Genomic DNA, 23,510 nt, shown 5'->3' on the forward strand with positions numbered 1-23,510 from the left:
TGAGAGATGCCGCTTCGTCCTGCCGCGCCCCGTCGAACCGGCCGTCTGAGCTGGCTGGAGCTCGACTCCGTTCGACTCGAGGGCAATCCCCTGGGTGATTCCCATCGCCGCGTCCACCCCGTCTACCTTCCGGCAGGCTACGACGAGTCGGACCGGCGCTATCCGGTGCTGTTCTGCCTGGCCGCCTACACCAGTGCCGGCCCGGCCCAGGTCAACTGGAGGAACCAGGGCGAGAACGTTCCTGCTCGACTGGATCGCCTCATCGACGAGGGGCGCATGCCTCCGGTGATCGTGGTCTTCCCCGATTGCTACACCTCCCTGGGGGGCAATCAGTACGTCAACAGTCCGGCGATCGGGGCCTACGCCGATCACCTGGTCGACGAGCTCCTTCCTGAAGTGGATCGAAATTTCCGCACCATTCCCGAACCCGCCGCCCGCGGGGTGTTCGGCAAGTCGTCCGGTGGTTTCGGTGCCCTGCATCTGGCGATGTCGCACCCAGGACATTTCGCCGCGGTTGCGAGTCATGCGGGGGATTGCGGCTTTGACCGTGTGTATCTGCGGGACTTCCCCGTCGCCGCCGGTGTGTTCGCGCGCTACAACCGGGATCTGGAGGCCTTCGTAAGAAGCTTCTGGCGCGCCAAGCGGCCTGGAGGCGCTGATTTCCACGCCCTGATGGTGCTCTGTCTGGCGGCGAGCTATTCGCCCTCGAACGATCAACCGCTGGGCCTGAGTCTGCCCTTCGATCTTCGTACCTGCGCGCTGGATGAAGAGGTCTGGGCGCGCTGGTTGAGCTTCGATCCCCTGGTTCGCATCGAGCAGGATCACGCGCATCTTCGCGAGCTGAGCGGTCTCTGGGTCGACGTCGGCAGTCGTGATCAGTACTTCATCCAGTACGGGACTCGCGCCTTTATCGACCGTCTGGAGGCGCTGGGCGTGGAGCACGTCTACGAGGAGTTCGATGGCACCCACTCGGGCATCGACTGGCGCCTGGACCATTCCCTGCCTTGGTTGGTGGCGCGCTTGAAAGCCGCGTCCGGCGACAGCATCTAGTCTGGGAATCCAGGCACATATCCTTTCATGCTGACCATCACTCCCGCTGCCCGTGACTACTTCGTCAAGCTGCTCGAACAGCAGCCCGACGGCACCCAGCTGCGCCTCAAGACCATCAATCCCGGCACCCCCTCGGCCGACGTCGAGCTGACCTTCTGCGCGCCGGGGCAGAACGAGCCCGGTGACGTGGACCTGAACTGTCAGCGCTTCGTTCTGTATGTCGATGCGCCGAGCGCTCGCAGTCTGGACGGGGCGATGATCGATTTCGAGTCCAATGCCATGGGGGGCGAATTGTCCATCCGTGCGCCGGGCCTCAAAGGGCAACGACCGGCCGAGGATGCGCCGCTACGGGAGCGCGTGGCCTGGGTGCTGGAGTCCAGGATCAATCCGATGGTGGCCTCGCACGGTGGTCGCGTGGCCCTGGTCGAAGTGACCGAAGAAAAGGACGTGCTGTTGCAGTTCGGGGGCGGCTGTCATGGCTGCGGCATGGTCGATGTGACCCTGAAGCAGGGCATCGAAACGACCATGAAGCGTGAAATTCCGGAGTTGCGAAGCGTGATTGACGCCACCGATCACAGCAACGGAAGCAACCCCTACTACTGAACCGAGCGGGGTGGAGCGGTCCGGTGTCCGAACCGCCCCCGAGAAACCGGATCAGTCGACTTCGAGTTCGACCAGGCCGTCCTGACGCGAGAACCAGGCGGCCAGATCTTCGATGTCCTGGTCGCTGAGGTTCTGGGCGAAGGAGGCCATGATGGCGTTGTTGCGGGCGCCGGAGCGGTAGGCCTTGAGCGCAACGACCAGATAGTCACGATGCTGACCGGCCAGACGCGGATACTCGGGTGAGAGCACCGTGTTGCCGTCGATGCCATGGCAGCTCTGGCAGACCTGTCCGGCCAGTTCCTGACCACGGCTGGGGTTGCCGGAAGCCCAGGCCGCGTTGGCAAGCAGCAGCGACGCGAAGACCGTAGCGAGCGTCATTCGAATCATTCCGAATCCTCCGTCAGGCTGACGAAATAGGCAGCGATGTCGGCGATGTCCTGATCAGACAGGGTATTGGCCTGCGCCTGCATGGTGGCATGCTGGCGCTCACCCGAGCGGTAGGCCTTGAGCGAGGCGACGATGTAGCCCTCGGTCTGGCCACCGATGCGTGGCACGGAGTAGCTCGGGTAGACATTCTTCTGATAGGGGATGCCGTGGCAGCCCGTGCAGGTGTAGGCCAGGATCCGGCCTCGCTCGGCGTCGCCCGATTGGGCGACGGCGGGCATGGCCAGTCCGGCGCACAGTGCCAGCATGAGGAACAAACGATTCAGCATGAAAATCGGCCAGTCAATGTGGAGGTCAAGCCTCGCATTATAACGCTCGAAGGCCTCGCCGTGGAAGCATCGAATGCGGCTGATTTCATTCTCAGCGCATCGGAAATCCACTAAACTACCGGGTTTATCCGACGGCAAGGACTTCCATGGCATCCCTCGATCCGCTCGATCTTTTCGATATCCAGTCCCAGCTCAGCGAAGAAGAGCAGATGATCCGCGACAGCGTGGCGCGCTTCGTTGACGAAAAAGCACTGCCGCTGATGGCGGAATGCTTCGATCAGGGCCGGTTTCCGAAGGAACTCATCCCCGAAATCGCTGACCTGGGCCTGCTCGGCTCGAGCCTCGAAGGCTATGGCTGTGCCGGCCTGAACGGCGTCAGCTACGGTCTGATCTGTCAGGAACTCGAGCGCGGTGATTCGGGCCTGCGCAGCTTCGTGTCCGTGCAGTCCTCGCTGTGCATGTATCCCATTCATGCCTTTGGCTCCGAGGAGCAGAAGCAGCGCTGGTTGCCCGACATGGCCGCCGGCCAGGTCATCGGTTGTTTCGGCCTGACGGAGCCTCACGGCGGTTCGGACCCGGCCAACATGAAGACCCATGCCAAGCGCGATGGCGACGACTGGATCCTGAACGGTGCCAAGATGTGGATCACCAACGGGACGCTGGCCGATATCGCGATCGTCTGGGCGCGGACCGAAGAGGGCATCCAGGGATTCATCGTCGAGAAGGACTTCCCGGGCTTCGAGGCCCGTGACATCCGCTCCAAGATGTCCCTGCGGGCATCGGTCACCTCCGAACTCTATTTCGACAATGTCCGGGTGCCGGACGCCAACCGTCTTCCGGGCGTCGTGGGTCTGAAGGGGCCCTTGTCCTGCCTCAGCCAGGCCCGCTACGGCATCACCTGGGGGCCCATCGGCGCGGCCATCGCCTGCTTGAAGGAGGCCTTGGACTACACGGCCGATCGTGAGCTCTTCAAGCGCCCGCTGTCGTCCAACCAGGCCGTCCAGATCCGCCTGGCCGATCATGCTCGCCGCATCACCCTGGCGCAGTTGATGAGTCTGCGCCTGGGGCGCCTGAAGGATGCGGGCAAGGTGCATCCGACCCAGATCTCGATGGCGAAGTGGAACAACGTACGCATGGCCATCGATATCGCCCGCGACTGCCGTGACCTGCTGGGCGGGTCCGGCATCACGCTGGAGTACGTGGCCATTCGCCACGCGCTGAACCTGGAGTCGGTCATCACCTACGAGGGCACGGAAACCGTGCATCAGCTGGTGGTGGGTCGGGAGCTGACCGGTCACAACGCATTCTGATGCCGGTGCCTGCGCCGGCGCGTTGAGTGGTTTCAATGGCGGCGCCCGGAGGGGCGTCGCCAGTCTTGATGGGATAAGGGCATGAGTCAATCTTCGGGAGCCCGCCAGATCAACCGCGCTGAAGTGGTGGATCTGGCCTTCTTGGATCATCTTCGGTCCATCGCCGCTGGCCGAATCGAACCCGAACGTGGGGGAGCGATTCCTGATCGGGATCTGCTGGAACTGTTCGACAGCCAGATGGTGTCTCGTCAGCTCGATCTGATGGCCAGGGTAAAGCGGCTGGAAAACAAGGTCTTCTACACGATCGGATCGTCCGGCCACGAGGGCAATGCCCTGCTCGGGCGCTTGACCCGGTCAACCGATCCGGCCTTTCTGCACTATCGTTCGGGCGGCTTCATGGCCGAACGCTATCGCAAGGCCGAAGGGCAGGACTTCATCCGCGACACCTGCCTGAGCTTCGCTGCCGCGGCCGAAGACCCGGCCTCGGGTGGGCGCCACAAGGTCTGGGGCTCCCAGCCGCTATGGGTGCTGCCGCAGACCTCGACCATCGCATCGCATCTGCCCAAGGCCGTCGGCACGGCCCTGGCCATCGCCCGAGGCAGTGCAGGCCATGATCTGCCGGTGCCCGAGGACAGCCTCGTCGTCTGTTCCTTCGGCGACGCCAGCCTGAACCATGCCACGGCCCAGGCCGCGCTCAATACCTGCGCATGGACGCGCCATCAGAACCTGCCGCTACCGATCCTGATGGTGTGCGAAGACAATGGCATCGGCATCTCCGTGCCCACGCCCAACGACTGGGTCCGACAGAGCATTTCCAGCCGCCACGGCATCGAATACCGCCAGGCCGATGGCCTCGATCTGACCCGGGGCTACGCACCGGTGGCCGAGGCGGTCGAAGACTGTCGCCGCCTGCGTCGCCCGGTCTTCCTGCATCTTCGAACCACCCGCCTGATGGGTCATGCCGGAACGGACTTCGAGATCGATTACCGACCCATGGCGGAACTCGAGGCGGCCGAAGCCCTCGACCCCCTGATGCGTTCGGCCGAACGCGTGGTGGCTCGTGGTTTGATGCGTCCCGAAGAGATCGAACAACGCTACGAGGCGCTGCGCCGACAGTGTCTGGCTGAGGCCGATCGTGCCGACGCCCGTCCACGCCTGACCACGCGCGAGGCGGTGATGGCGCCGCTGGCGCCCTACCATCCGGCCGAGGTCATGGCCGAGGCCCGTCGTGCGCCCGAACGGGACCAGCGGATCGAGGCCTTCGGCAGTGAACGTGGACTGCCGGAAAACCAGCCGCCGCGTCATCTGGCCATCCAGATCAACCGCGCCCTGACCGACCTGATGCTCAAGCATCCCGAGGCCCTGGTGTTCGGCGAGGACGTGGCCAGGAAGGGCGGGGTGTACACGGTCACTCGCGGTCTCTGGGAACGCTTCGGTCGTCGACGGGTATTCAACACCCTGCTCGACGAGACCACCATCCTGGGCCTGGCCCAGGGTTTCGGCAGCATGGGTTACCTGCCGATCCCCGAAATCCAGTACCTGGCCTACTTCCACAATGCCTGCGACCAGATTCGCGGCGAGGCCTGCTCTCTGCAGTTCTTCTCCAACGGCCAGTACCGCAATCCCATGCTGATGCGTATCGCCAGCCTGGGTTACCAGCGCGGTTTTGGCGGGCACTTCCACAACGACAACTCGATTACCGCCCTGCGGGACATCCCGGGACTGGTCATCGGCTGTCCCTCGCGGGCCGACGATGCGGTGAACATGCTGCGGACCATGGCGGCCCTGGCCCTGGTGGATGGACGGGTCTGTGCCTTCCTGGAGCCGATCGCGCTCTACATGACCAAGGATCTGTACGAGCGCGATGACGGGCAATGGTGCTTCGACTATCCGCCACCGAACGAGGCGCTCGAGCCCTGGGCGCCGAGGCTCTACAACGAATCCGCCGATGATCTGCTGATCGTGACTTTCGGCAACGGCGTGCCGATGGCTCTGCGCGTCGCGCGTCGCCTGGCCGAGGAATATTCCATCGGGGCGCGGGTCATGGATCTGCGCTGGATCAAACCGATGGACAAGCAGGCCCTGGCCGAGCACGCTTCGGCCTGTTCGAGCGTGGTGGTCTTCGATGAGGGCCGGCCGGACGGCGGTGTCGGGGAAGCGGTGTTGACCGCTCTGGTCGAAGCGGGGCTGGCGGATCGGCCGATCAAGCGGGTCACGGGCGCCGACTGCTACATCCCGCTGGCCGATGCGGCGAATCTGATCCTGGCATCCGAAAGCGAACTGTTCGAAGCCTGCCTGTCGACCTGCGCCTGAGGCGACCCTCGGAAGAGGGCGCTGCGCCGCGGTCGTGGCGGGCCTTTACCGGTCCTCGTACAAGCGCTTGAGCTGTTCGGCGTCGACTTCGCGCGCGAACAGCCAGCCCTGAACCAATACGGGCTCGAGGGCGGCGAGCGCGTCGCGCTGCTCCTGGGTCTCCACGCCTTCGATCACGACCTCGAGGCCGAGTTCGCGGGCCATTTCCGTCACCCGGGGGACCAGCACGGCCTTCGGGCTGTCGGTGGCCACGGCGGCGGTCAGCTGCTGGCAGATCTTGATGCCGTGGATGTCCAGTTCGTTCAGGTAGGCCAGGCCGCAGTAGCCGACCCCGAAGTCATCCGCGAACAGAGTCAGTCCCATCGCCGCCAGACGCTCGATGCTGGCTCGCGAGGCTTCCCCCGCCAGCATGGTGCGTTCGGTGATTTCGAGCACGATCTGTCCGGGCTGGATGCCGCGGGCGAGTAGGTGGCGTTCGATCTGACCGACCAGGCTCGGATCGCTGAGTTCGTCGGGGGAGATGTTCAGGGTCAGGCGGAGCTGCGGCTGCGCGGCCAGCCAGTCGCCGAGTTCCTCGCCGATCGAACGGATCATCACCGCGCTGACTTCTCGAATGAGACCCTGCGATTCGGCCAGGGGAATGAACTGGTCGGCCGGGACAGTCTGTCCACGTTCGTTCTTCCATCGGGCCAGCGCCTCGAAGGCGGCCAGTTTGCGGCCGGGCAGGGTGACGATGGGCTGATAGGCCGGCCGAATCCACCCTTCCTTCAGGGCCTGTCGTAGCGCTCGCTCGGGCGTATTGCGCTGGCGCCAGAGGCTGACGGCGATCATGAACAGGCTGCCGCCGAGAGCGCCACCGAGGCCGGCAATGACCGCGTGAGTCGCACCGGTGGCGGCCGGCTTGCTCAGACCGAGTCGGATGCGGGCGCAGATCCCGGTCTGTTCGCTGCACTGGGCGCGGCTTTCCGGACGGCTGCGGAAGACGCCGTTGTCCGGCCGGGTCAGAAGGGAGAAGGGCAGCCACTGGCGCGGGCTGTCGCTGGCCACCGCCACCTCGATGTGGGCCTGGTCGAGGCCGGTGACCAGATCGATGACCTGACGCGAGTCGACCAGCGCGTTGAAGTCGCCGCGCTCGACGACCATGGACCGGAGCTTGGCCGAGGCGAGCACGGTCCGGTCGGTTCTCAGTCCGATACCGCCATCCAGTCGCAGCGGGGGCGCGGTGCTGTGGTAGGGCTCTTCGAGGGAACCCAGGGCGGTACTGCAGTAGAGCGAATAGCCGCGCACGCCACCGATGTCTCGCAGGTAGCGAGCTTCGAACAGCAGGGTGCGCATGTCCTGAATCTGCGCTTCGCTGCAGTGCGCATGACCGCGGGCAGCCAGGCTATCGAAGACATCGAGGGCTTCGCCGATGATGTCGTCGAGTCGTTCGAGCACGCGCTGCGTGGATTGGTCGATCAGGGTGGCGGTTCTTGCCTGGTCGAGTCGCTCGGCGACCCACCAGCCGAACAGGGCACCGACCACGCTGAACGCCGCGGCGGCCAGCCAGATCAAGGGACGACTGGCCAGCGACCTGGATGCAGAGTCCCGCAAGCGCGGCGACGCAGCGCTCTCGCTCAATGCCGTGTCGGCTGGCATCTTCAGTGGCTCGGTCCCCGTCGATGCATCGTCCCCAAACCCCTTGTTCTGCGCGGTCATCGCGGCTTACGAGATCCAGCATAGACCAGTCCAGAGGGCGGATCAATCGCCCGGCCGGCGGTAGGCGTCGGGGTCGAAGCGCGAGGTCCTGGCTGCGAAACGCCAGGTGAAGTCAGGCCAGAGTGTGGTGTTCCGTCCGCTGCTCGGGTGCAGGTACCAGCTTCCGCAGCCGCCGCGTGACCAGACCGAGCGTTCTAGGCGGGCATCGAGGGCCTGATTCCAGGCCGCTTCCCGGTCATGGCGAACCTCGAGCGGGCCGGGGTGCTCGTCCTGCCAGTCCAGCGCCGACAGCAGGTAGCGGATCTGGGCCTCGATCATCAGCAGGACCGAGTTGTGTCCAAGCGCGGTGTTGGGACCCAGCAGGGTGAAGAAGTTCGGAAAGCCCGGCACGGTCGTGCCCTTGTAGGCGCGCGGTCCGTCGGCCCAGGCCTCGGCCAGATCGCGCCCGTTGCGGCCCTGGATCAGGCCCTGAGGAATCGGGCGCGTGGCTTGAAAGCCGGTGGCCAGGATGAGCACCTCGGCCGGCCTTGATCGACCCTGTCGGTCGACGATTCGATCGACCTCGATGCGCTCGATCCTTTCGGGAATGAGCTCGACGTTCTTCCGGTTCAGTGCCGGGTAGAAGTCATTGCTCATCAGGACCCGTTTGCAGCCCATCGCGTAGTCGGGCGTCAGGGCCTGCCTCATTGCGGGATCGGCCACCTGGCGATGGAGATGCTCCAGGGCCTTGCGGCGGTGGAACCAGGTCAGGCGGGACGACCAGTTGAAGGCGGGCAGGCGGCTTTCGAGCAGCAGGTAGAGCCCCAGGCGTCGTAGCAATCTGGTTGGCGGAAGGCGGCGGTAGAGCGACTGCTTCCAGGTCGGAATCGAGCGGTCCGGTTTCGGCAGGATCCATTGCGGCGTTCGCTGGTAGAAATCCAGCTGGGCAACCTCCTGAGCGATCCGGGGCACGAACTGGATGGCCGAGGCGCCGCCACCGATGACCGCGACTCGCTTGCCTTTCAGCTCGAGATCCTCGGGCCAGCGCTGGGAATGGAACACTGCCCCCGAGAAGGTCTCGAGCCCTGGGATCTTCGGCCAGGCCGGGCGGGAGAGTCCGCCGATGGCGCTGACCAGCACCTCGGTCCGGTATTCCCGGCCATGCTGGTCCAGGAGTTTCCAGTCCTGAGTCTCATCCTGCCAGCGCGCCTGTTCCAGACGGGTGTCGAGGCGCAGATGGGAGCGGAGGTCGAAGCGCTCGACGCAGTCGTCCAGGTGTGCCTGAATCTCCGCTCTTGGAGCGAACTGCCGTGACCAGTCCGCCTTGGGTGCGAAGGACAGGGAGTAAAGGTGCGACTGCACGTCGCAGGCGCAGCCAGGGTAGCGGTTGAGCCACCAGGTGCCGCCGACCCCGCTTTCGGCTTCCAGGATCAGGAAATCCCGGATGCCGCGCTGGCGCAGGCGAATGGCCAGTCCCAAGCCGGCGAAGCCTGCGCCGATGATGATCAGACGATGTTCCTTTGGAGGCCCGACCGTCTCAGCCATGCGACTGGTGCGAGCCCCAGGTTCTCGCCATGACCAGGTAGGTGAAGGACGCCGACCAGGTGATGAGCATGAAGCCGATCAGGGACTCGGTCCCCGCCAGCAGGCGAAGCGGACCGATGGGCCAGAGATCGCCCCAGCCGACCGTCGAGTAGGTGGTGGCGGAGAAGTAGACGCAGTCGAGCAGATCGAAGCTGTCGTAGCCTCCGATGCTGCCGAGCGTTTCGAAATGCATCAGGGCCCAGTAGGCGATCCCGAACAGCCAGATTTCGACCACATGGACGAGCAGCAGCGCCAGCATGACCACCATCAGGGTCGGGCGATGATAGCGGTCCGGACGCAGGGCCCGGGTCTGACGAATGACCCAGCGATTGAGCATCGCCAGCACCTCGAAGTGCAGACCGACCGTGGCCAGGGTGACCCCGAGGGTCACGCCGGCGACGGTCCATTCCGCAGCCCCGATCGGCAGCATGGTCGCCTACCGTGCCATCAGTCGATCACGCCGAGGCGACGGCCGACTCGGGTGAAGGCATCCACTGCGCGATCGAGGTGCTCGCGCGTGTGTGCGGCCGAGATCTGCGTGCGAATCCTCGCTTCGCCCTTGGGCACGACCGGGTAGAAGAAACCGATGACGTAGATTCCTTCGGCCAGCAGCTCGTCGGCCATCTTCTGGGCCAGCGGTGCGTCGTAGAGCATGACCGGGACGATCGGGTGGTCGCCCGGCTTGATGTCGAAACCCGCTTCAGTCATGGCCTTCCGGAAATAGGCGGTGTTGTCGGCCACCTTCCGACTGAGTTCGCTGGATTCGGTCAGCATCTCGAAGACCTTCAGGCTTGCTGCCACCAGGGACGGCGTCAGGGAGTTCGAGAACAGGTAGGGTCGCGAGCGCTGGCGCAGCATGTCGATGACCGGCTGTGCGGCCACGGTGAAGCCACCCATGCCTCCGCCCAAGGCCTTGCCCAGGGTCGAGGTGAAGATGTCGACCTTGTCCATCACGCCGTGGTACTCGGCCGAGCCGCGGCCCGTCGGGCCGAAGAAGCCGGTGGCGTGGCAATCGTCGACCATGACTAGCGCATCGTACTTCTCGGCCAGCGCGGTGATCTCGTCGAGCCTGGCCACGTAGCCGTCCATCGAGAACACCCCATCGGTGGCGATCAGCCGGGTGCGTTTGTGCTGGGTGGCTTTCAGCGCCTCTTCCAGGGCGTTCATGTCCGAATTGGGGTAGCGATGCCGCTCGGCCTTGCACAGGCGGATGCCATCGATGATCGAGGCGTGGTTGAGCTGGTCGGAGATGATCGCGTCCTCCGGACCCAGCAAGGGCTCGAACAGGCCGCCGTTGGCATCGAAGCAGGCCGCGTAGAGAATTGCGTCGTCCTTGCCGAAGAACTCGGCAATGGTGGCTTCCAGGCGCTTGTGGAGGTCCTGCGTGCCGCAGATGAAGCGGACCGAGGCCAGACCGAAGCCGTAATCGTCGAGCGCCTGACGAGCCGCGGCGATGACGTCCGGGTGGTCGGCCAGACCGAGATAGTTGTTGGCGCAGAAATTCAGCACCTCCGCGCCCGACTCGGTGCGGATCTCGACCCGCTGCGGGGTGGTGATCGGCCGCTCGCGCTTGTACAGCCCATCGGCCTCGATCTGGGCCAGCTCGGCGCGCAGCCGATCCAGTGTTGCCTTGTCACTCATCTCGATTCACCTGTGTGCTTGTGGGCTGGCGTGCCGCATCGTCCAGCTGGATTGTCTACCACGGAGGGCGCGAAGGGCACGAAGCAAAGCCCCAAGACCACTTTTCTTCGCCTTTCTTCGTGCCCTTCGTGGTTCATCAACAGAATGCGCGCCTGGCGCAATCGCGATCAGGCCGCCGCGTCGATGTCGCCGGTCCAGTCGCAGACGATCTTGCCGCATTCACCGTGCGCCATCAGCTCGAAGCCCTGTTCGAAGTCGTCGATGGAGATCTGGTGCGTCATCGCCTTGTGCAGCGGGAAGCCGGTCAGCACCATCTGGGTCGTCTTGTACCAGGTCTCGTACATGCGCCGGCCGTAGATGCCGTGCATTTCCAGACCCTTGAAGATGACCTTGTCCCAGTCGATGCCGGTGCCCTTGGGCAGAATGCCGAGCAGGGCCACCTTGCCGCCGTGGTACATGCAGGTCAGCAGGTCGTTGAAGGCCTGCGGGTTGCCGGACATTTCCATGCCGATGTCGAAGCCGTCGATATCGAGTTCATCGAGCACATCGGTCAGTTTCTCCCGTGCCACGTTGATCGTGCGGGTGGCCCCCATGTCGGCGGCCAGCTGCAGGCGGTAGTCGTTGACGTCGCTGATCACCACATGGCGAGCGCCGACGTGGCGCGCGATACCGGCGGCGATGATGCCGATCGGTCCGGCCCCGGTGATCAGCACGTCCTCGCCGACGAGATCGAACTGCAGGGCGCAGTGGGCCGCGTTGCCGAAGGGGTCGAAGAAGGCGGCCAGTTCCGACGGAATCGCATCGGGGATCGGCCAGAGATTGCTGGCCGGAACGACGACGTACTCAGCGAAGCCACCGTCGCGATTGACGCCGATGCCCTCCGTGTGCGGACACAGATGAGGCTTGCCGGCGCGGCAGTTGCGACAGACGCCGCAGACCACGTGCCCTTCGGCCGAGACGCGTTGCCCTTCTTCGTAACCGCGCACGCCCTCGCCGATGTCGACGATCCGGCCGACGAACTCATGGCCGATGACCAGGGGCGGCTTGATCGTTCGCTGCGCCCAGTCGTCCCACTGGTAGATGTGGAGATCGGTGCCGCAGATCGCGGTCTTTTCCAGCTTGACCAGCACCTCGTTCGAGCCGGGCCGAGGGATGGGCACATCTCGCATTTCGATGCCAGGGGCGGCCGAAGCCTTCACCAGGGCGCGCATCTTAGCGGTCATCGCAGTCACTCCAGAAAGGCAGAAGGCGAATTATAGAAGATCATGCGTCTAGTGGGCCATGCGGCCAATTAGGTGACACTCAGCCGTCGCACCAGCGTCGTGTGCAAGGCGCGCGAGTGCCGGCGTCCTTGCCGGGCCGTTCAACGAGTGGAACGCAGTACACGGCGCTGGTGCGGCGGCCCTTCGGGAGTCACTGTGCCGGCACGACTCGGCGTTGCGTTTCTTCGCAAGGGAGCGGCCATTCCCTGCGAAACGCGCCTTGATTCGCACCGGCACAGTGGCTCTGAGCGTCACCTTATTGGCCGCATGGCCCACTAGCGGCCTTCAGATTCGCTCGACGAGTCTGGGCAGGCATTCGGCCGACGGCCCGACCAGGCGCCAGTCCACCGAATCGCTCAGGGCCGTGCGTTCGGGATTGACCTCGACCAGACAGGCGCCCGCCGAGGCCGCCAGGCGAGGCAGGCCAGCGGCAGGGTGGACCAGACCGGAAGTGCCGACGATCAGCATGAGTTCGCAGTCGCTCGCTGCCTGGCAGGCCTGCTCCAGCGTATGAGCGTCGAGCGCTTCGCCGAACCAGACGACATCCGGGCGCGCCAGCCCCTGCGGGTGATGCGGCGAGGGTGGCGGCTCCTGCTCGGCATGGCGCTCGAGCCAGTCCGGATCGATCGCTCGGCGGGTGCGCGAGCAGACCGTTCGGGCGAGGTTGCCGTGAAGCTCGATGACGGAACGAGCGCCGGCGCGCTGGTGCAGGCCATCGACGTTCTGGGTGATCAGGCGCAGCTCCGGGATCGTCCTTGCCAGCTCGACGAGGGCGCGGTGTCCGGCATTGGGCTCACTGCGGTCGACCAACTTGCGACGCCACTGGTACCAGCGCCAGACCAGGCCCGGATCCTCGGCGAAACCTTCCGGCGAGGCCAGGCGCATGGGGTCGTAGCGGGCCCAGAGCCCGGTCTGGGCCTGGCGGAAGGTCGGGATGCCGGATTCGGCCGAGATGCCCGCGCCGCTGAGCACCGTGATTCGCTCCGAGTCACGGAGTCGATCCTGCAGCGACTTCGGGATCGTCTGCTTGGCCGAAATCTCCCGAGGCACTTCAGCACTCCCGGGCCAGGTGGCCGTCCTGGCTCTTGATGAGTTCGTTGAGAATCGGATGATTGAGCGAGTAGTCGACCGGCAGATCGATCAGCTTCACTCCCGGGGTGTCCAGGCAGGTCGAGAGGATCCTTCCGAAGTCCTGATCGCTTTCGGGGCGGAAGCCCCGGGCGCCATAGCTTTCGGCGTAGCGAACGAAGTCCGGATTGCCGTACTGCAGGCCGAAGCGCTCGAAGCCCAGGTCGGTCTGCTTCCACTCGATCATGCCGTAGGCGCCATCATTGAGGACGATCACGGTCAGGTCCAGCTTCAGGCGGACGGCGGTCTCCAGCTCCTGGGAGTTCATCATGAAGCCGCCATCGCCGCAGACGGCCACGACCTGGCGCTCCGGGTTGAGCATCTTCGCCATCATCGCCGACGGCAGGCCGGCGCCCATCGAGGCCAGGGCATTGTCGAGCAGCAGGGTGTTGCGTCGATAGGCCTTGTAGTTTCGGGCAAACCAGATCTTGTAGACGCCGTTGTCCAGGGCCACGATGGCGTTCTCATCGAGCCGTTCGCGCAGCTGATGAACGAGGCGCTGGGGGAGCATCGGGAAGCGGGTGTCGGAGAAATAGCGGGCCAGGCGGGTTTCGAGGTGTTCGCGAATGCGATCGAAGCATTCGAAGTCCCAGCGACTCCGATCCTGGATACCGCTCGCCAGACGCTCCATGGTCGAATCGATGTCGCCGACCACATTGAGCTGCGGGAAGTAGACCTCATCGACTTCGGCGGCCTGGAAATTCACGTGAATCACCTGGCTGCCCCCCGAGCGCATGAAGAAGGGCGGCTTTTCGATCACGTCATGGCCCACGTTGATGATCAGGTCGGCCTGCTCGATGGCATCGTGGACGAAGTCGTCGGCCGACAGGGCCGCCGTGCCGATGAAGTGGGGGCTGCGCTCGTCGATGACGCCCTTGCCCATCTGGGTGTTGACGAAAGGAATGCCCGTTCGCTCGACGAACTCGGTCAGCACGCGACTGGTGTTCTTGCGATTGGCGCCCGCACCGATGAGTAGCAGGGGGTGCCGAGCCTGCTCGATCATCGAGATGGCCTCGTCGATGGCGCGCTCCGAAGCGTTGGGTCGCAGGCTTCCGACGGGGTCGAGAATCTCGCCGTCCGTGTCTTCCCGGGCGACGTCTTCGGGCAGCTCTAGATGGACGGCGCCCGGACGCTCTTCGATGGCCAGGCGCATGGCTTCCCGGACCAGTGGCGCGATCATGTTGCCGTCGACGATCTGGCGGGCGAATTTGGTGACGGGCTGCATCAGGTCGACCACGTCGATGATCTGGAAGCGTCCCTGCTTGGACTTCTTGATGGGCTTCTGCCCGGTGATCATCAGCATCGGCATGGCGCCGAGCTGGGCATAGGCGGCCGGCGTGACCAGATTGGTCGCTCCGGGCCCCAGGGTCGAGAGGCAGACGCCGGGCTGGCCCGTCAAGCGACCGTAGGTGGCCGCCATGAAGCCGGCCCCTTGTTCGTGTCGGGTCAGGATCAGTTCGATGGAGGACGTCCGGATCGATTCGAGCAGGTCGATGTTTTCCTCTCCGGGGACGCCGAAGATGTAGCGCACGCCCTCGCGCTCGAGGGCCTTGATCATCAGATCGGATGCTTTCATGCAGGCGGAAGGCCGGAGCCTGTGTCGGGTGTATCCCGATCCTAGCATCGGCCCGTCACGGGAATTGTTAGGGTAGAAGGCGAACCCGCATCGACTGGATCGATGGAACGTCCCGGACAACGCAGGGCAAGACGAATCGCCGCCGTCTTCATCGCTTTGATGGGGCTGTGGCTGTTGAGCGATCGGCTGGTCCTGGTGCAGCAGGGTCTGGCCAGTCGGTCCTGGCCGCAGGTCAGCGGCCAGGTGGAGGCGCTGGAGCTGGTGCCCCTGCGCTCCGGTCGTCTGCGGCCGAACTGGCGCATCGAGATCAGCTATCGATACCGGGCGGCCGGTCGGGACTACCGGGGCGAGAGAATTCGCATCGACGATGCCGGACGGCGGCTCAATGCCGAACAGCGAGCGCTCGCGGAGCAGCGTTATGCAGCGGGTCAGGCAGTCACGGTCTTCCACGCGCCGGCGGAACCCGATCGCGCCTTGCTCGAGCCCGGGGTGGGCCGGCGTGCCTGGCTTGGCCTGGGGCTGGCGCTGGCGATGTTGGCGATTTCGGCGCTGTTCTGGTTCGTGCCGACCCGCATCGAGAACTCGGACCCATCGACCGCGACCGGTGACTGAACCTTCACCGGGTCTTGATGCCGTGTTTACGAAGAATGCCGCGTAGCTGGTCGTAGCTCAGCCCGAGCTGTTTCGCCGTGGGTTTCAGGCGTGCGTCGTTGGCCTCCAGCGCGGCCAGGGTGCAGTCCTTTTCGATCTGGTCGAGGTGGGCCCGAAGATCGTCGGGGATCGACCCCGAAGCAGGCTCGAATACCCGGTTTTCCGAACTCCGCTCGACCGGTCGCCAGGGCGATTCGAAGGGATCGAACTGGATGCGACTGACCGGTTCTTCGGCGTCATCCAGGCGGTACACCGCCCGTTCGACCACGTTCTTGAGCTGGCGTACATTGCCTGGCCAGGGGAAATTCAGCAGGCGCTCGATGCTGGCGCTGCTGAAGCCGGCGAACAGCTCGCGGCCCATCTCACGCGTCATCCGGATCGCGAAATGCTCGGCCAGTGGCAGGATGTCTTCCCGGCGGTCCCGCAGCGGCGGCAGGGTGATGACATCGAAGGCCAGCCGATCGAGAAGGTCGGCTCTGAACTCGCCGCGCTCGGCCAGGCTCGGCAGATCGACGTTGGTGGCGCCGATCACTCGCACATCGACCTCGAGGGTCCGGTTGCCTCCGAGGCGCTCGAACTGACCGTATTCGATCACTCGCAGGATCTTCTCCTGGACATTCATCGATGTGGTGGCCAGCTCGTCGAGAAACAGAGTCCCGCCGTCGGCCCGCTCGAACCGTCCGGCTCGCCGGGCGCTGGCATCGGTGTAGGCGCCGGCCTCGTGGCCGAACAGTTCCGATTCGAGCAGGGCGTTGCTGATCGCGGCACAGTTGAGCTTGACGAGGGCCTGGTCCCAGCGGGGCGAGAGAAAGTGCAGCCGCTCGGCGATCAACTCCTTGCCCGTGCCACGCTCGCCGACGATCAGTACCGGGCGATCGAGCGCGGCCGCTCGAGAGACTTCCTCGAGCACGGAGAGGAAGGCCGGGGATTCACCGATGATGGGTTGCTCGTCGCGTTTCAAGCTGGAATCCGATGCCGTTTGGGTCGCAGGGAAAGCGGTGCCGTTGTCGTGATGAAACGATCACGCCATCGAATCCAAGGGTATCCTAAGCCGATGGCGAAATCGAAATCGATCTACACCTGCCGCGAGTGCGGCGCCAGCTTCCCGAAGTGGTCCGGTCAATGCCCCGACTGCTCCGCCTGGAACGCCCTGGAGGAAGCCGTGGCGGCACCGGCCGGGGGCGGCGGTCCACGGGGGCGTGGCAACTGGACCGGGACGGCCTCGGCCAAGGTCGTTCGCCTGGCCGAAGTCAAGGCCGAAGACACGGGTCGCCGTCTATCCACGAGCTTGAGCGAACTCGATCGCGTGCTCGGTGGTGGTCTGGTGCCGGGCTCGGTGGTGCTGTTGGGGGGTGATCCGGGCATCGGCAAGTCGACCCTGCTGCTGCAGGCGCAGGCCGAACTCGGCGGGCTTTACGTCACCGGTGAGGAGTCTGCCGGCCAGGTGGCGATGCGCGCGCGGCGTCTCGACCTCGACCCGGGCAGGCTCGAATGCCTGACCGAGACCAGTCTGGAAGTCATTCTGGCCACCGCAGCCGAGCGGCGGCCTGCCTTCATGGTGGTCGATTCGATCCAGACCCTGTGGACCGAGAGTCTGCAATCGGCGCCCGGGGCGGTCGCTCAGGTGCGCGAGTGTGCGGCTCGGCTGGTCCAGTTCGCCAAGCAGACCGGCTGCGCGGTGGTCCTGGTCGGGCACGTGACCAAGGAAGGCGCGCTCGCGGGTCCTCGCGTGCTCGAGCACATGGTCGATGCGGTGCTCTACTTCGAGTCCGATTCGGGCAGTCGCTATCGTTTGATTCGCGCCGTCAAGAACCGCTTCGGCGCGGCCAACGAGCTGGGGGTGTTCGCCATGACCGACAAGGGCCTGAGCGCGGTCGGCAATCCTTCGGCGATCTTTCTGTCGGGTCAGGACGAGCCGGCGGCCGGGAGCTGCGTCCTGGTCACCCGCGAGGGCACGCGACCCCTGATGGTCGAGGTGCAGGCCCTGGTGGCCCCCTCGACCCTTTCCAATCCGCGCCGGGTGGCGGTGGGTGTCGACCCCAATCGCCTGGCCCTGCTGCTGGCGGTGATGAATCGTCATGCCGGCCTGCAGATCGGCGATCAGGACGTGTTCGTCAACGTCGCCGGTGGGATTCGGATCAGCGAAACCGCCTCGGATCTTGCAATCGCGCTGGCCTTGAAGTCCTCGCTGCGGGAGAAGCCGCTCCCGCGCGGCCTGGTGGCCTTCGGTGAGATCGGTCTGTCGGGGGAGCTGCGCCCGGTCTACAACGGTGAGGAACGCCTGCGCGAGGCGGCCGGCCAGGGCTTCGATCAGGCGCTGGTACCGGAGGGCAATCTCAAGGGGGTCAAGGCGCGCATCACGGCGCGCGGCTATCGCAATCTCGCCCAGGCACTGGCCTCGATCTGAAGCCCGATCGTCAGGATGCCTGTAAACTGTTCAGTCGGTATTCAGGGCAGGGCGCGCATGCTGCGCCGCAGTCCGGTCCTGACAGACACCTTGCGCAGGTTCAAGTAACCCTGGAGAAAAGCTCATGACCCGTTTCGTCTCCCTGCTTGCGATTGCATCGGTCCTTACCCTGGCCGCTTGCGTGACGATCAATGTCTATTTTCCGGAAGCGGCTGCCGAGCGCGCGGCCGATCGCTTCATACAGGACGTGCTCGGCGAGTCTGCAGGCGCGCCGGAGGCACCGGATGCCTCGCCGCCCCCGAGCGCATCTCGTTTCCGCTTCTCGGATCTGTTCATCGCTTCGGCCTGGGCACAGGCGCCGAACATCAACATCGATACGCCCCAGATCCAGGCCATCAAGCAACGCATGGCCCAGCGCCAGAGCAGCCAGCTCGGTGCCTGGTTCGACGCCGGTGCCATCGGTTTCGGCAACAACGGCCTGGTCGAGATTCGTGACCGCAGTGCCGTGGGCCTGGCCGACCGGCGCAACCTCGAACGCGTGGTGGCCGAAGAGAACGCAGATCGCAACGCCGTCTACCGGGAGATCGCCGTGGCCAACGGCCATCCGGAGTGGGAAGCGGATATCCGTCAGACCTTCGCCCGCCAATGGATCGCCAATGCTCGTGCCGGCTGGTACTACCAGACCGATGGCGGCGCCTGGGTCCGGAAGTAAGCCCAGCACTGCAAGCAAGTTCGCTCGGCCGGCTTCCTGGGAGTCGCGGACAGCGCGTCAGCGCCTGTCCTGGATTCCTTCGAGCCGGCCGCTGCTCGTAATCACCAATGATGACCGACACAGACCATGGCTAGACGGCGCCGCCGCAAACTACCAAGTGAACCGATCGAGGTTCAGATCACCGACCTGGCGCACGATGGCCGCGGGGTTGGACGAGTCGAAGGCAAGGCCGTCTTCGTCCACGGCGCACTGCCGGGCGAGACCGTCCGCGCTCGCGTGATCGATCGTGCGCGCAAGCACGATGAGGCACTGACCGAGGAGGTGCTGATCGCTTCCGGAGACCGGGTCGAACCCGGTTGTCCCTGGTTCGATCAGTGCGGAGGTTGCGCGCTCCAGCATCTGTCTTCCGAGGCCCAGCGAGCCTGGAAGCACAAGCGCCTGGTCGACAATCTGGAGCGCATCGGTGAAGTCAGCCCCGAGCGCTGGCTGGACCCGATTGCCGATGAGCCCTGGCATTACCGGCGCCGTGCCCGTCTGAGTGCGCGCTTCGTCAAGGGCAAGGGCCGTGTCCTGGTCGGTTTTCGCGAGCCGCAAGGGCGTTTCGTGGCCGACGTCGGTCACTGTCGCGTCCTCCATCCGGCTTTCAGTGATCGACTGGAGTCCTTGTCCGAACTGCTCGGCAGCCTGTCGGTGGCGGCGAGCGTTCCTCAGGTCGAGATCGCCGCCGGTGATGGACAGGCTGCCATGGTGCTGCGTCACCTCGAGCCCCTGACGCCGGATGATCTGATGCGACTTAAATCCTGGTCCGAGGCCGAGGGCGTGGCGGTCTACCTCCAGTCGAAGGGCCCGGACACGGTGCATCGTCTCTGCCCCGACGAGCATCAGCTCAGCTATCGCCTCGAAGCCCATGACCTGGCGTTGAATTTTCACCCGCAGCAGTTCGTGCAGGTCAACGCAACCGTCAACGCCCGGCTGATCGATCGCGCCATCGAGCTGATGGAACTCCAGGGGCATGAACGGGTGCTCGATCTGTTCTGCGGCCTGGGCAACTTCAGCCTGCCCCTGGCCCGACGCGCTGAGCACGTGACCGGCATCGAGGGGCTCGAGGACCTCGTCGAGTCGGCGCGGGCCAACGCGGCGCTGAACGGGATCGACAACGTCGAATTTGAAGTGGCGGATCTCACCGAGGACGTTCGCGACCGCGCCTGGTATCGCGCCGGCTTCGACGCCGTACTGATCGACCCCCCGCGCTCGGGCGCGCTCGAGATCCTGCCGTTGATGGCCGATTGTGGTGCCAAGCGCCTGGTCTACGTCAGCTGCAACCCGGCCACCCTCGCGCGGGATGCCGGCGAACTGGTTCGCCGGCACGGCTTCGTGCTGCGCGCGGCCGGCATCGCCGACATGTTCCCGCACACGGCGCACGTGGAATCGATCGCCCTGTTCGAGCGGGCTTGAGGGAGCAGGATGATGTCGGTCGAACGTCCACTGGGGCCATTGATCATCGGTTTCGACGGCACGCGTCTGGATGCGGCGACGCGCGAATTTCTGCTGCATCCCGCGGTCGGCGGAGTAATCCTCTTCACCCGCAACTACGACAATCCCGAGCAGCTGCAGGTCCTGACCGAGGAACTGGCGGCATTGCGTCACCCGCGACTCGTGGTGAGCGTGGATCAGGAGGGCGGGCGAGTGCAGCGCTTCCGCGAGGGCTTCACCCGTCTGCCCCCGCTCTCGGTGCTCGGGCGCTGGCATGCCAGCCATCCGGACCGGGCCTGCGATCTGGCCTATCGGCACGGTCGGGTCATGGCGGCCGAATTGCTGGCCCGCGGCGTCGATTTGAGCTGGGCGCCCGTGCTCGATCTGGATCGGGGCAGCACGGTGATCGGTGATCGAGCGATGGCCGACCGGACCGAGGCCGTCGTCGAACTGGCCGGCTGGTACCTGGCCGGCATGCGCGACGCGGGCATGGCCGCCTGCGCAAAGCACTTCCCGGGGCATGGCTCGGTGGAAGCCGACTCCCATCTCGAGGTCGTCGTGGATGCCCGTTGCGAGCGCGAACTGGAAGACGATCTCGCGCCTTTCGCGCGCTTGATCGATCAGGTTCAGACCGTGATGATGGCGCACGTCTGCTATCCGGCCGTCGACGCGGCACCTGCCGGCTTCTCAAGGCAATGGGTGGGGGACTGCCTGCGGGGGCGCCTCGGATTCGAGGGTCTGGTGGTGTCGGATGATCTCGACATGGTGGGCGCCGAGCCGGCCGGCGGCCTGCCCGAGCGACTGGATCAGGCCTTTGCGGCAGGTTGCGATCTGGCCCTGGTCTGCAAGCCCGAGTCGGCCCGCCGCGTGCTCGAGCTCGATCGGGACTGGCCCGTACCTCCGGCGGCGGCGATGGCCCGCCTGTACGGTCGGCCGCTGGCCAGCCTGGACGAGCAGCTGACCGTGCCGGAGTTCCGTGCCTGGAGAGACTCACTCAAAGCTTTGAGCAAGGATTCATGAACGACTATCTGAAACAACTGAGCACCATGATCGGCATTCCCGGCTGGGTGCTGACCGCTTTCCTGATCATCCTGGCCGCCCTCCTGCTGGAGATGCTGTATCGCATCTTCGTCGGTCATCTGGCCCGGCTGGCCGAGAAGAGCGCCCACCTCTGGGACGATGCGGTGGTCTATGCCGGTCGGCGCCCGGTATCCCTGCTGATCTGGTGGCAGGGCCTGGTCATGGCCGCCCGCGTGATCGCACCGCACACCGAGGCCATTGCCTTTTCTGCCGATCTGCTCAACGCCCTGCAGCAGCTCGGTCTGGTGGTGGCGGCCACCTGGTTCGCTTTCCGCCTGGTCACGGGATTCGAGAATGCCTTCGTGGCCGAAAAGCGCAAGCGTGATCAGAGCGTCGACATCACCACGGTCAGCGTGCTCGGCCGGATCGTTCGCATCGCGGTGATCATGACCGGAGCACTGACGATCCTGAGCATCCTGGAAATCCCGATCTCCGGTTTCCTGGCCGCCGGCGGGGTGGGGGGGATCGCCGTCGGTCTTGCCGCACGCGATCTTCTGGCCAACTTCTTCGGCGGTTTCATGGTGTTCATGGATCGACCCTTCTCCGTGGGCGACTGGGTGCGTTCGCCGGATCAGAACATCGAGGGCACGGTCGAGAAGATCGGCTGGCGCATGACCACGATTCGCAAGTTCGACAAGCGCCCGATGTACGTCCCGAATGCAACCTTCACCACCATCACGGTGGAAAACCCTTCGCGCATGACCCATCGGCGGATCTCCGAACACATCGGCATCCGCTACGATGATTTCGCGGTGGTCAGGCCGGTGGTCGATGCCATCCGGGAGATGATTCTCGGGCACGAAGAGCTCGACACGTCACAGACCACCATGGTGCACTTCGACGTCTACAACGCCTCTTCACTGGACATCATGATCTATTGCTTCACCAAGACCACGGTCTGGACCGAATACCATCGAGTGCGCGAGGACGTGCTGTTGAAGATCGGGGAGATCATCGAAGCGCACGGCGCCGAGATTGCCTTCCCGACCCGCACGCTCAAGATCGACTCCGCGCCCCAGCCGACCGAGGCCGGCTCATGAGCCGCGCTGAACGCTGGGCCGACGCCTGGCCCGAGGGCGCCGAATGCCTGATCACACCGGAGGAGGTCGCCGTTGCACTCGACGCGCAGGCCCGGCGTCTGGACGAACAGCTCGGCGATCGTCAGGACCTGACGATCATGGCGCTGATGAATGGCGGCATGTATCCGGCCGTCGAACTGGCCAGACGCCTGGACCGACCCTTGCGCATGGACCATCTGCATGCGAGTCGCTATCGGGAAGCCATGTCGGGCGGTGAAATGCAATGGGGACGCTGGCCCGACCGGGTGCAGGGTACGATCCTGCTGGTCGATGACATCTTCGACGAGGGCTACACGATGCAGGCCGTGGCCCAGCGCCTGCGCGACGAGGGCGCCGATGAGGTCATCACCGTGGCAATGGTGCTGAAGGAACACGAGCGCGGTCTGCCGCGCAATCTGGTCGATGACGCCGCACTGCGCGTCCCTGATCGTTATGTATTCGGCTGTGGCATGGACTGGAAGGGGCTCTGGCGTCAGCTCGACGGCATCTGGGCCGTGGGAGAAGCGGAATGAGCACCACCCTGGGTCTGATCGGCGGCACCGGCGCCGTCGAATTGTTCGAATGCCTGGAGCGTAGGGCCATCGAGACGCCCTGGGGGTCTCCTTCGGCCGAGCTGGCGCGCGTCCGCCTGGGGGCGAGTGAGGCCTGGTTCCTGGCTCGCCATGGGAACCCGCATCGCATCGCGCCGCATCGGGTCAACTACCGGGCCAATATCGATGCCTTTCGGCAGCTCGGTGTCGAGGAGATCGTCGCCGTCAATGCGGTCGGCGGCATCGATCCCGAGCTGGACGCCGGCGCCCTGGTGGTTCCGGATCAGTTGATCGACTACACCTGGGGCCGTGAGGCCACCTTCGCCAATGACGAGGATCGTCCATTGGTCCATATCGAGTTCGGAGAGCCGTTCAGTCCGGCTCTGCGGGCCCGGCTGCTGGCTCTCGGTCAGCAGGCCGATCTGACGGTCCATGATGGTGGCTGCTGCGCCGTGACCCAGGGACCACGCCTGGAGACGGCCGCCGAGGTGGCACGTCTTGCTCGGGACGGGGCCACCCTCGTCGGCATGACCTCCATGCCCGAGGCGGCGCTGGCGCGAGAAGCAGGGATCGCCTACGCCAGTCTCTGCGTGGTCGCCAACCCGGCTGCGGGAGTGAGCGATGAGCCGATCAGCCTCGAGGAAATCGACGCGGTACTGGCGCGGGCGATGGGTGGGGTACGACGCCTGCTGTCCATGCTTGGCTGATTTCATGGCCGATG

22 protein-coding genes are annotated in these 23,510 nt (G+C 65.1%); 12 read left to right on the forward strand and 10 right to left on the reverse strand.

All coding sequences use genetic code 11. From position 1 onward, the window contains the following. The first annotated feature begins 6 nt into the window (after positions 1-6). Complete coding sequence (locus WM2015_RS06725) at positions 7-1,050, forward strand: alpha/beta hydrolase (protein ID WP_049725328.1); 1,044 nt, start codon at positions 7-9, stop codon at positions 1,048-1,050. Between the two features lie 27 nt (positions 1,051-1,077). Continuing rightward, positions 1,078-1,653 (forward strand): NifU family protein, encoded by a 576-nt coding sequence (locus WM2015_RS06730; protein ID WP_049725329.1) that lies wholly within the window; start codon positions 1,078-1,080, stop codon positions 1,651-1,653. A 51-nt stretch (positions 1,654-1,704) separates the two neighbouring features. Here WM2015_RS06730 and WM2015_RS06735 read toward each other — a convergent pair whose 3' ends face one another. Both WM2015_RS06735 and WM2015_RS06740 read right to left on the reverse strand, forming a co-directional pair. Beyond that, a complete protein-coding gene (locus tag WM2015_RS06735; RefSeq protein ID WP_049725330.1) occupies positions 1,705-2,040 on the reverse strand; it encodes a c-type cytochrome in 336 nt (111 codons plus the stop codon). After that, on the reverse strand, positions 2,037-2,366 hold the full coding sequence (locus WM2015_RS06740) for a c-type cytochrome (RefSeq protein ID WP_082169875.1): 330 nt from the start codon (positions 2,364-2,366) through the stop codon (positions 2,037-2,039). Before WM2015_RS06740 ends, WM2015_RS06735 begins: the two co-directional genes overlap by 4 nt. Positions 2,367-2,512: 146 nt before the next feature. Here WM2015_RS06740 and WM2015_RS06745 point away from each other — a divergent pair, with 146 nt between their 5' ends. Continuing rightward, positions 2,513-3,676: an acyl-CoA dehydrogenase family protein gene (locus tag WM2015_RS06745; protein WP_049725331.1), complete on the forward strand. Its 1,164-nt coding sequence runs from the start codon at positions 2,513-2,515 to the stop codon at positions 3,674-3,676. An 81-nt stretch (positions 3,677-3,757) separates the two neighbouring features. Then, positions 3,758-5,989 (forward strand): transketolase C-terminal domain-containing protein, encoded by a 2,232-nt coding sequence (locus WM2015_RS06750; RefSeq protein WP_049725332.1) that lies wholly within the window; start codon positions 3,758-3,760, stop codon positions 5,987-5,989. A 45-nt stretch (positions 5,990-6,034) separates the two neighbouring features. On the opposite strand, the gene WM2015_RS06755 is transcribed toward WM2015_RS06750, so the two are convergent. The 7 genes from WM2015_RS06755 to WM2015_RS06785 form a co-directional block, all read right to left on the reverse strand. After that, entirely contained in the window at positions 6,035-7,627 is a 1,593-nt protein-coding gene (locus WM2015_RS06755; protein ID WP_169751115.1) for an EAL domain-containing protein, read from the reverse strand. A 102-nt stretch (positions 7,628-7,729) separates the two neighbouring features. Then, complete coding sequence (locus WM2015_RS06760; RefSeq protein WP_049725334.1) at positions 7,730-9,211, reverse strand: flavin-containing monooxygenase; 1,482 nt, start codon at positions 9,209-9,211, stop codon at positions 7,730-7,732. Next, complete coding sequence (locus WM2015_RS06765) at positions 9,204-9,680, reverse strand: potassium channel family protein (RefSeq protein ID WP_049725335.1); 477 nt, start codon at positions 9,678-9,680, stop codon at positions 9,204-9,206. The genes WM2015_RS06760 and WM2015_RS06765 overlap by 8 nt, the downstream gene beginning before the upstream one ends. 17 nt (positions 9,681-9,697) lie before the next feature. Further along, entirely contained in the window at positions 9,698-10,891 is a 1,194-nt protein-coding gene (kbl, locus tag WM2015_RS06770; protein WP_049725336.1) for a glycine C-acetyltransferase, read from the reverse strand. Positions 10,892-11,058: 167 nt separating this feature from the next. Next, a complete protein-coding gene (tdh, locus tag WM2015_RS06775; RefSeq protein WP_245609814.1) occupies positions 11,059-12,114 on the reverse strand; it encodes an L-threonine 3-dehydrogenase in 1,056 nt (351 codons plus the stop codon). Between the two features lie 324 nt (positions 12,115-12,438). Then, complete coding sequence (locus tag WM2015_RS06780; RefSeq protein WP_245609815.1) at positions 12,439-13,203, reverse strand: SIR2 family NAD-dependent protein deacylase; 765 nt, start codon at positions 13,201-13,203, stop codon at positions 12,439-12,441. A gap of 1 nt (position 13,204) precedes the next feature. Next, complete coding sequence (locus tag WM2015_RS06785; RefSeq protein WP_049725338.1) at positions 13,205-14,857, reverse strand: acetolactate synthase large subunit; 1,653 nt, start codon at positions 14,855-14,857, stop codon at positions 13,205-13,207. Between the two features lie 102 nt (positions 14,858-14,959). Between WM2015_RS06785 and WM2015_RS06790 the strand changes: the two genes are divergently transcribed. After that, positions 14,960-15,469, forward strand: a complete 510-nt coding sequence (locus tag WM2015_RS06790; RefSeq protein WP_082169529.1) for a DUF3592 domain-containing protein — start codon at positions 14,960-14,962, stop codon at positions 15,467-15,469. A 4-nt stretch (positions 15,470-15,473) separates the two neighbouring features. On the opposite strand, the gene pspF is transcribed toward WM2015_RS06790, so the two are convergent. Then, positions 15,474-16,469 carry a phage shock protein operon transcriptional activator gene (pspF, locus tag WM2015_RS06795; protein WP_049725340.1) on the reverse strand — a complete coding sequence of 332 codons (996 nt, stop codon included), beginning with the start codon at positions 16,467-16,469 and terminating at the stop codon, positions 15,474-15,476. 93 nt (positions 16,470-16,562) lie between these two features. On the opposite strand from pspF, the gene radA reads away from it, so the two are divergent. The 7 genes from radA to WM2015_RS06830 all read left to right on the forward strand — a co-directional run bounded on the left by radA (position 16,563) and on the right by WM2015_RS06830 (position 23,496). After that, on the forward strand, positions 16,563-17,915 hold the full coding sequence (radA, locus tag WM2015_RS06800) for a DNA repair protein RadA (RefSeq protein WP_049725341.1): 1,353 nt from the start codon (positions 16,563-16,565) through the stop codon (positions 17,913-17,915). 124 nt (positions 17,916-18,039) lie between these two features. Further along, positions 18,040-18,627: a YdbL family probable chaperone protein gene (locus WM2015_RS06805; protein WP_049725342.1), complete on the forward strand. Its 588-nt coding sequence runs from the start codon at positions 18,040-18,042 to the stop codon at positions 18,625-18,627. A 126-nt stretch (positions 18,628-18,753) separates the two neighbouring features. After that, complete coding sequence (rlmD, locus tag WM2015_RS06810) at positions 18,754-20,082, forward strand: 23S rRNA (uracil(1939)-C(5))-methyltransferase RlmD (protein WP_049725343.1); 1,329 nt, start codon at positions 18,754-18,756, stop codon at positions 20,080-20,082. A 12-nt stretch (positions 20,083-20,094) separates the two neighbouring features. Beyond that, positions 20,095-21,120, forward strand: coding sequence for a beta-N-acetylhexosaminidase (gene nagZ / locus WM2015_RS06815; protein WP_049727002.1), 1,026 nt, complete (start codon positions 20,095-20,097; stop codon positions 21,118-21,120). Next, positions 21,117-22,220, forward strand: a complete 1,104-nt coding sequence (locus tag WM2015_RS06820; protein WP_049725344.1) for a mechanosensitive ion channel family protein — start codon at positions 21,117-21,119, stop codon at positions 22,218-22,220. Before nagZ ends, WM2015_RS06820 begins: the two co-directional genes overlap by 4 nt. Continuing rightward, entirely contained in the window at positions 22,217-22,771 is a 555-nt protein-coding gene (locus tag WM2015_RS06825) for a phosphoribosyltransferase family protein (RefSeq protein WP_049725345.1), read from the forward strand. Before WM2015_RS06820 ends, WM2015_RS06825 begins: the two co-directional genes overlap by 4 nt. Then, positions 22,768-23,496, forward strand: coding sequence for an S-methyl-5'-thioinosine phosphorylase (locus WM2015_RS06830; RefSeq protein WP_049725346.1), 729 nt, complete (start codon positions 22,768-22,770; stop codon positions 23,494-23,496). The genes WM2015_RS06825 and WM2015_RS06830 overlap by 4 nt, the downstream gene beginning before the upstream one ends. Positions 23,497-23,510 lie beyond the last annotated feature (14 nt).

Origin of the sequence: Wenzhouxiangella marina (genome assembly GCF_001187785.1) — a bacterium.
In the GTDB taxonomy this organism is placed as follows: Bacteria; Pseudomonadota; Gammaproteobacteria; order Xanthomonadales; family Wenzhouxiangellaceae; genus Wenzhouxiangella; species Wenzhouxiangella marina.